Source organism: Parvibaculum sp. (assembly GCF_035325945.1).
Taxonomy (GTDB): domain Bacteria; phylum Pseudomonadota; class Alphaproteobacteria; order Parvibaculales; family Parvibaculaceae; genus Parvibaculum.
Window position 1 is genome coordinate 1 of the sequence record NZ_DAOKYX010000055.1, and the last position, 7,160, is coordinate 7,160.

The 7,160-nt window shown below is 64.8% G+C and carries 8 protein-coding genes; 4 read left to right on the top strand and 4 right to left on the bottom strand.

All coding sequences use genetic code 11. The annotated features are described in order from the left end of the window. The 4 genes from PKA57_RS14745 to PKA57_RS14760 all read right to left on the bottom strand — a co-directional run bounded on the left by PKA57_RS14745 (position 1) and on the right by PKA57_RS14760 (position 2,623). Complete coding sequence (locus tag PKA57_RS14745) at positions 1-624, bottom strand: hypothetical protein (RefSeq protein ID WP_324301886.1); 624 nt, start codon at positions 622-624, stop codon at positions 1-3. After that, entirely contained in the window at positions 621-1,028 is a 408-nt protein-coding gene (locus tag PKA57_RS14750; RefSeq protein ID WP_324301888.1) for a hypothetical protein, read from the bottom strand. The genes PKA57_RS14745 and PKA57_RS14750 overlap by 4 nt, the downstream gene beginning before the upstream one ends. Continuing rightward, entirely contained in the window at positions 1,025-2,032 is a 1,008-nt protein-coding gene (locus PKA57_RS14755; protein WP_324301890.1) for a ParA family protein, read from the bottom strand. The genes PKA57_RS14750 and PKA57_RS14755 overlap by 4 nt, the downstream gene beginning before the upstream one ends. A gap of 114 nt (positions 2,033-2,146) precedes the next feature. Continuing rightward, positions 2,147-2,623 (bottom strand): pyridoxamine 5'-phosphate oxidase family protein, encoded by a 477-nt coding sequence (locus PKA57_RS14760; protein ID WP_324301892.1) that lies wholly within the window; start codon positions 2,621-2,623, stop codon positions 2,147-2,149. Positions 2,624-2,767: 144 nt separating this feature from the next. Here PKA57_RS14760 and PKA57_RS14765 point away from each other — a divergent pair, with 144 nt between their 5' ends. The 4 genes from PKA57_RS14765 to PKA57_RS14780 all read left to right on the top strand — a co-directional run. After that, a complete protein-coding gene (locus PKA57_RS14765; RefSeq protein WP_324301895.1) occupies positions 2,768-2,890 on the top strand; it encodes a hypothetical protein in 123 nt (40 codons plus the stop codon). Between the two features lie 98 nt (positions 2,891-2,988). Next, positions 2,989-3,531 carry a copper chaperone PCu(A)C gene (locus PKA57_RS14770; RefSeq protein ID WP_324301897.1) on the top strand — a complete coding sequence of 181 codons (543 nt, stop codon included), beginning with the start codon at positions 2,989-2,991 and terminating at the stop codon, positions 3,529-3,531. Between the two features lie 446 nt (positions 3,532-3,977). Beyond that, positions 3,978-6,131, top strand: a complete 2,154-nt coding sequence (locus PKA57_RS14775; RefSeq protein ID WP_324301899.1) for a DUF1302 domain-containing protein — start codon at positions 3,978-3,980, stop codon at positions 6,129-6,131. A 478-nt stretch (positions 6,132-6,609) separates the two neighbouring features. Then, a partial coding sequence (locus PKA57_RS14780) for a DUF1329 domain-containing protein (protein WP_324301901.1) occupies positions 6,610-7,160 on the top strand: 551 nt, incomplete at its 3' end.

Genomic DNA, 7,160 nt, shown 5'->3' on the forward strand with positions numbered 1-7,160 from the left:
TCATGACCAGCGGTTTGTCGGGAAATATCTGAGGTCGTCTTCCCAGCGATAGAGATAGGCGAGGTAGCGCTCGGCGGGAACCTCGCGGGCGAAGAGGCTTTCCGCAAGCTCCTCTTCGCCGATGGGAAAGGGAAGAAAGCCGATATAGGCCGCGCCGAAGGGCACGGCGGCATCGACATGGGCGCCGAGTTCCGCCAGCCAGTTTTCGAGCCGCTCGCGCCAGGCCGTGTCGAGCCCGCCCGATGTCGCATGGGCCGCATGGGCCGCATTGGCCGCCACGGGCCGATCGGCCGCGCAGGCGCGCTCCAGCGCCGCCATGGGCAGGGCGAAGACGACATAGGCTTTCTCGCCGCTCGGCCCTGCGATCACCTCGGCAAAGCTGCGGCAGGGGATGCGCGCGCCATTGGGCAGCCTTGCCACGCCGTGGCGCCAGGCCGGATGCCTCGCCGCGCCTTCGGCGGCGAGGTTCTCGTTCGCCGCCACGCCCTCGGCCGTGGCGAGATCGGCATGGCTCCAGAGCGCGTCGACCGCGCGGGTGAGGCGCTCGTCATGCGAGCCCAGATCGATCACGAGTTCGTAATAGCCGCCAGTGCCGAACTCGGTTGCGCCGCGCATCGTCTTCAAGCCGGTCTCCGCATGTCCTTCGGACCGCTCCCCGGCCCGTCGGGTCTGTGGCATGTGCCTTCCGTCTTCATGCAGGCGCAGCCGGAAAGCTCGTTCTCGGCCAGCGCCGCCAGATGATTGTCGAGCGCCGCGATGAGAAGATGCTGCATCGGCATTTGCAGTTGCGCCGCCGCGATGGAGAGACGGCGATAGCGATCGGCATCGACCCTGAGGGTGAGGCGGTGGGCGAACCCCGCGCCCATGTCGTGAGCCTGGGGGGCGAGCGGCGCAAGCGGCTCCGGCTCGGCCCAGCTATCGGCGAGGATTTCTCGCGGGGCGGTTCTCTGCGGCGCGGGCGAGGGGCCGGCATCTCCCTTGCGGACGAGCAGGCTTCCCGTGATGGAGGCGAATTTACGCTGGCTCATCTGAATTTCTCGAAATTGCCGGGCATGAGCGATGAAGGCTGGGCGCCGGGCTTGGGCATGCGGTCGGCATTGCGGCGGCCGAACACGCTCACCCGGCGTTCGGGCATGCCCGCGGGCGGGCGACCTTCGGGGTTCTTGCGCCGCTCCTCGCCGCTTCTGCGCTCGATGCCGTTCGGGCCCGAGGGCACGGCGAGGAGGCCGGAATCATGGTCCGCGGGAATGGGCGGCGGCTCGACGGCGAAATGCGGCATGGGCGCCTCGCGCATGGGCGGGGCGGGCTCGTCCGCCTCATCCATATCGGCATTGCCTGCGGGCGAGAGAGCGGTGAGCGTTCTGAGGCTCGCATCGGCGTGATGGGCTGCGGCGAAGTCAGGGGCGCCGGTGACGCGGGCAAGCCTGCCGCCGATATAGGACCAGAGTTCCGCGATCTCGCGGGCGGAGCGGCTTTTCGGGTCGATCTCGCCGATGGTCTTGCCGTCGATCATGCTGGCGGCGAAATCGACGCGGTGGTGGAGCGTCACCGGCGCGACGGTGCCGTGCTGGGACAGCGCCACGGCGGATTCGCCCGTGATGCGCGCGCGCGCCGTCGCGGCGTTCATCACGAAGACGAGCGGCTTGCCGTGCCGCTCGGCAATGTCGATCGTCGCGCCCACGGCCCGCAGATCGTGCGGGCTCGGGCGCGCCGGGATGACGACGAGATCGGCATGGGAGACGACTTCCGAAATCGAATGGGTGATCGCGGGCGGTGTGTCGATGATGGCGAGGCGAAAGCCGTCCATGCGCAGATCCTCGAGGCCCTCTTCCAGTTCCTCGACGGCGATGCGGGCGAAGGCGGGGGCGGCGGCGGCGCGCGCGTTCCACCAGTGGGAGAGCGAGCCTTGCGGGTCGGTGTCGATCAGCACCACCGGGCCGGCGCCGTTCTTTTCCGCCTCGACGGCCAGATGGCCGGAGAGCGTGGTTTTTCCGGAACCTCCCTTCTGGGAGGCGAGAACGATGATGTGCATTTGAGGGCGGCGCTCCAGTCAGTACGAGCCTGCGTCGCCTCCATCAAAAGACAGCTCCTTTTAAGCTTCCGATAAGAAAAATGTTCAAATTGCTAACCACAATTATCTCAAAATCTATCTATCCGCTGGGGCTGCCGGGGGGCGGCGGCCCGCTAGTTCCGTACCCGGAATATCGACGATACGACCGAAACCGGCGATGAGATGCGCGCGTTCGACCGTCATGGCGTAAAGGCTGAAATCGGCAAAACCGGCATAGGCCGCGGCTTCCGGGTGCGCGGCGAGAAAGCGCTCGCGGTCGCCCGGCTCGTCCGCGCTTGCCGCGATGCGCCCGATAAGGCTCACCCGCGTTCCGGCGAGCGCGTCCTCGCCCGGCCCGGCCTCGCTTCGCAAGAGGAGCGAGGCGCGCGGGTCCCGCGCCAGATTGCGGGTGTGGAGCGCGAGGCGCGAGAGGAGGAAAAGCGGTGCGCCGTCCGCCCCCGCCGCGAGCGTCACCAGCGAGGCATAGGGCGCGCCGCCGGGCAGCAGGGTCGCGAGCGTTCCCGTTCTCGCGGCGCGGAGCAGTTCGCGCGCTTCGTCGGCGTCGGCAGACATGGGGCCCAATCTCCTCGCGATCGCTCAGCTCGCGCCCGGATGCTTCCGGGCGCCGCATTTGAGCCGTTTTCACCGGGTGTTATTATGCGCCGCAGGCATCGGTTTGGATGAATGGCGTTTTGAAGATGCGGGAGTGAAACGGGAATGAGCAGGAAACTTGCGGTGATTTTGGTGCTGATGAGCTGCCTCGTGGCCGCGTGCAGCACGGTCGAGGGCGCTGGCCGCGACATCTCCGATACGGCCGGCTGGATCAAGAACCGGCTCTGAGCCGCCGATTCGCCGGACACCGATCCGGCCCGGCCGCTGAATATCCCCGATTTTCCGGATCAGGCTCGGGGCCCGATCCTTTTTTGAAGGAGCTTTCCATGCCCTCTCCCTTGATCCACTTCCGCGCCGCGGCGTGGCCTGTTTTCGCCCTTGTCGCGCTTCTTGCGGCCTCGCTTCTGCCGGTCGAGCCCGTATATGCGCAGGATTACAAGCTCGGCGCGCTCGAGATCGGGCATCCCTGGGCACGGCCCAGCACGGCGCGCACGGGCGCGGCCTATCTGACGGTCAGGAATGGCGGCACGGGGGAGGACGCGCTCCTCCGCGTCGAGACGAGCGCGGCGGAGAAGGCCGAAATCCATGAGATGAAGATGGAAGGCACCATCATGCGCATGCGCGCGGTGGAGCGGCTGGCGCTGCCGGCAGGCGAGACCGTCTCCCTCGCGCCGGGCGGGCTCCACATCATGCTGATCGGCCTCAAGGGCCCGCTCAAGGATGGCGAGAGCCTGCCGCTGCGTCTCGTCTTTGAAAAGGCCGGCACGATCGAGGTTTCCGCCGCGATCCAGATGCCGGGCGCCAGAGCGACCGACACGGCGAAGCCCGCGGGCGGCATGGACCACATGCCCGGAATGGACATGCACTGATTCGGTGAGGTGGCCGGGGTGACAGGGGAAGTGGGGCGAGGACTTTGCCTGACATGTCATCCCGGACTTGATCCGGGATCCAGGGCCGCCCGCTCCGTGCCATCTTCTGTCCACCCGACCCGCTTTTGTCAGCCCACGGAATTGCCGGCAGATCGCCGTCAAACCTTTCTGCGATGCAGCATGAATCGCGCTGCGATGCGGCGCAAAATGCTGCGCCTGCGCGTGGCGCCGTCTTCACATAAGAGCGTGTCATAAATGCAATAGAAGCCCTCAATGTGAGGGCATCCCGCTTCGATACGCCAATGAGCGCCTTGACTTACCAAGGGTTTAACTATGGGCTAGCGATCGAGGGATGCTGACTGGCCGGGGGGCAGTCGCATGGGGGAGCGTCCCATCGATTCAACCTCCCGATCCAGCCGCGATTTGTAGCCATCGAGGAGGAACGAATGATCATAAGAAAATCCGGCGCGTTGCTGCTGGCCGTGTTGGCGGCGGCTTTTTTCCGGGGCGGGGGCGCCCAGGCCGAGGGGTTCAAGATCGGCGAAGTCGATCTCAGCGTCGACACCACCGTGTCGGCGGGTGTGGGTGTCCGCACGTCGGGCCAAAGCTGCAATAAAATCTCCGCGGGCAATGGCGGGTGTCCGTCATCGAACGGCGCTTTTCACGCGCCGAATGAAGACGACGGCAATGTGAACGTCGGCCGGTGGGACCCGTACTCCACGGTGGCCAAGATCACCAGCGACGTCGAGGCCAAATATCAGAATTTCGGCGCCTTCATGCGCTTCAACGCGTTTTACGACTATTGGGGCATGAACAAGATCGGCCAGGACAGCACCGACTACGGCCGCCGTCCGCTGGTCGATGGCTACAGGGGCCATGACGCGCGCAATTTCGCCGGCCGCGGCGTGAAGGTCCTCGACGCGTTCGTCTACACGAATTTCGACGTGGGCTCGAGCCCGGTTTCGCTGCGCGTCGGCAAGCAGGTCGTCAACTGGGGCGAAAGCCTCTTCATCCAGGGCGGCATCAGCTCCTATCTGCCTTTCGATGTGAGCGCGGTGCGGACCCCGGGCGCCGAGCTGAAGGAGGCCTACAGGCCCGAGCCCTCGGTCTATCTCTCGGTCGGCCTGCCGGCCAATTTCTCGGTGGAGGCCTTCTATACCTTCGGCTGGGAGCGCACCAAGCTCGATGCCTGCGGCACCTATTTCTCCGGCAGCGATGCCGTCTGCGAAGGCGGCCGCTACGTCGTGTTCAAGGGCGAATATCCCAACTCCGCCGCGCTGATTCCGCGCTATGACGATCAGGAGCCGGGCGACCAGGGGCAGTTCGGCCTGGCGCTGAAATATTATGCCGACTGGCTGGGTAACGGCACCGACCTCGGCGCCTATTTCGTGCGCTATCATTCGAAGCTGCCGATCGGCACGTTCACGGCCGCGACGTCGGCGAATGGCGGTCCGGCCTATATCTACGGCCTGGCCAACGCGGCCGACGGCACCCCGATCGGCATCCCGATCGGCAACAACTCCACCGGGACGGCCTATGGTTTCTGCAACATGCCGGCCTTCAACGGAGGCGCTTACAACGCGGATACGATTACGCCGGACGGTTTCGTGGACTTCGCCGAGTGCAATCAGAACGTCATCGGCGGCGTCGTGTCGCCCTTCGCCGAGGCTATCCTGAATGCGGCGAACTCCAAGCACTCCGTCGTCACCTATCCGAAAGACATCCAGGAGATCGGCGCGAGCTTCAACACCACGGTCGATCTTCTGGGCGGGACGGCGCTTTCGGGCGAACTGCTCTTCACCCGCGACATGCCCTTCCAGATTTCGGACGTCGAGGAAAATGCCAACGACATCCATAACACCGCGTCGGGCTACTATATCGCCTGCTCCACGGCGGGCATCTGCAATGCGCCCGGTCTCGGCAATCTGACGGCGGCCCAGGTGGCGGCCCTCACGGGGCCCTATGCGGGACTCGCCGCCGCCAACGACACGATCCGCGCCAACGGCACCTATGTCGCGCCCGGCGGAATCATCAGGGGGTACGACGAGTACAATACCTGGACCGGCCAGCTCGGCACGATCAGCACCCTGACGGGCTCCTCGCCGGTCGTCAGCGCCATCGGCTCGGACGTGATGTTCCTCGTCGGCAATGTCGGCTTCCAGTACATCAGGGGGCTCAACGACAACAACCGGCTGGCCATTCCGCATGCCGCCGACGGCAATCCGAACCCGATCGTGGCGCAGATTCTCGGCAACGACTGCGTCGGTCTCCATACCTGCGCCGTTCCTCCCCAAGCCAAATATGCGTCGAGCTTCTCCTGGGGCTACAGGTTCGCGCTTTCGACGGACTACAACAATGCCTTCGGCACGTCCTGGACGGTCTCGCCCTTCGTGCAGTGGGGGCATGACGTGAGCGGATATTCCGCCGGTCCCATCGGTCCGGGCTTCATCGAGGGGCGCAAGACGGTTTCGCTCGGGGTCAACGCCAAGCTGAGGGACATTCGCGCCGCCCTTCAGTACACCAACAGTTTCGGCAATTACTACCGGAACGCCATGGCCGACAAGGACTTCGCGACGGCGACCATTTCCTACTCGTTCTAGGAAGCGGGAAGTCGAGATATAGGAGCCCGGCGGCGGCAACGCCGCCGGGTTTTTTCGTTTTTTCCCGTCATGCCGCGCCGTTCAGATGGACCCCGGATCGGGTCCGGGGTGGCGGTCTGTCGCGGGGCAAGGTGGAATCCCGAAACGTCTTGCCGGACCCTCCTTTGATTTCAAGGCGGCCGGCATCCATCCTCTCCGACAGTGCCACTAAACCGATCCGTGGCCGGATGAAACTGAAACTGGCGTGACGGCGATCCGCTTCGGCAAGTTCCGCGGCTCAATCACATTAAAAATATTTAATGTGATTGAGCCATCGAATGCCGGGATTCGAGGGGGCCAGATGCTGCGGGGACACAGATTCTCTTCCGTGATTATTTGCGCCCGGTTGCCGTTTTGCTATTATCCCCGTCGAGTGGCGGGAAAACCGGTCTTCGCGAGAAGTCGGGGCCATAAAAGAAATCAAGTGGAGGGAACGTACATGAAAAGGACGACCATGCTGGTCTCCGCCTTTGTGTTCGGTGCGCTCAGCACGAGCGCGCTGGCCAAGGTGCCGGATGCCCAAGTCAACCGACTTGGGGCCGATCTTACGCCGATCGGCGCCGAGAAGGCGGGCGAGGGTGACATTCCGGCCTGGACCGGCGGCCTGCCGACCGTGCCGAGCAACGTCACCTACAAGCCGGGCGATCATCTCGCCGATCCGTTCGCAAGCGATCCGATCAAGTACACGATCACGCCGGCGAATATGGGCCAGTACGACGCGGTGCTGTCGGACGGCTACAAGGCCCTGCTCAAGGCCTATCCCGACTACAAGATGAACGTCTACCAGACGCGCCGCTCCTGCGCCTATCCGGACCGCGTCTATGAAGCGACCAAGAACAACGCCAGGGTCGGCGTGCTCACGGGTGGCGGTTCGGGCGTCAGCGAAGCCATCATGGGCTTCCCGTTCCCGATCCCGAACAACGCGTTCGAGATCATGTGGAACCACACGCTGCGCTATCGCGCCTTCAAGGTGACGCGCCAGTTCGCGGC